The organism is Halochromatium glycolicum, from assembly GCF_016584085.1.
Taxonomy (GTDB): domain Bacteria; phylum Pseudomonadota; class Gammaproteobacteria; order Chromatiales; family Chromatiaceae; genus Lamprobacter; species Lamprobacter glycolicus.
This window is the reverse complement of the sequence record NZ_NRSJ01000137.1, coordinates 1-598: the sequence shown is the minus strand read 5'-3', so window position 1 is coordinate 598 and position 598 is coordinate 1. Positions and strand designations below refer to the sequence as shown.

The 598-nt window shown below is 65.9% G+C and carries 1 protein-coding gene; it reads left to right on the top strand.

Annotation, left to right across the window (positions count from 1 at the left end; genetic code table 11):
• Nucleotides 1-598, top strand: a 598-nt coding sequence (locus tag CKO40_RS23865; RefSeq protein ID WP_200348947.1) for a hypothetical protein, incomplete at both ends; no start/stop codon positions are given.

The window sequence follows — 598 nt, the reverse complement described above, 5'->3', positions numbered from 1 at the left end:
TATTGTCCTCCGATCGATGGGCCTTGGGATCGCGAATCGAAAAGCCATCGGCGCCGACTATCTCGACGCCTTCCAAACCTTGCTACGCGACCACGGTCTCGGCTTCCAGGGCATCGACCCCGCCGAAGTCCGCCGCCGCCTGGAAATCGTCCGCAACCTTCTGCTGCTGGAAGACTGGGACACCTTGAACGCCCAGCTCGACAAGCTCCAACCCGCCCGCCACGCGCTGGGGCTCGACCCGCTGTTCGCCGCCCTGCAAGACCAGCACAGCGACGATGCCCTGACCTGGATCGATGACTATCTCACCGGCAGCGCCGAACGCGCGCCCGTCAAACATCAACAGACCGCCCTGCTGCATCTCGCCCTGCGCGCCCTGGATCTGCAACGCAACGCCCTGCGCGACGAGCAGGCCGAGATCGAGCGTCAGATCCACGCCTTCTCGCTCCGCGCCAGCCACGCGCTCGGCGACCTGACCAGCCGTTATCTGGAGCTGCAAGCCGAGAAACAGCGCCGACAGGCCGCGGCTAATCCGACCCTCCAAGCAGAGGCTGACCGCGCCCAAGCCGACTACGCGCAATATCGCGACGCCAACGCCCGC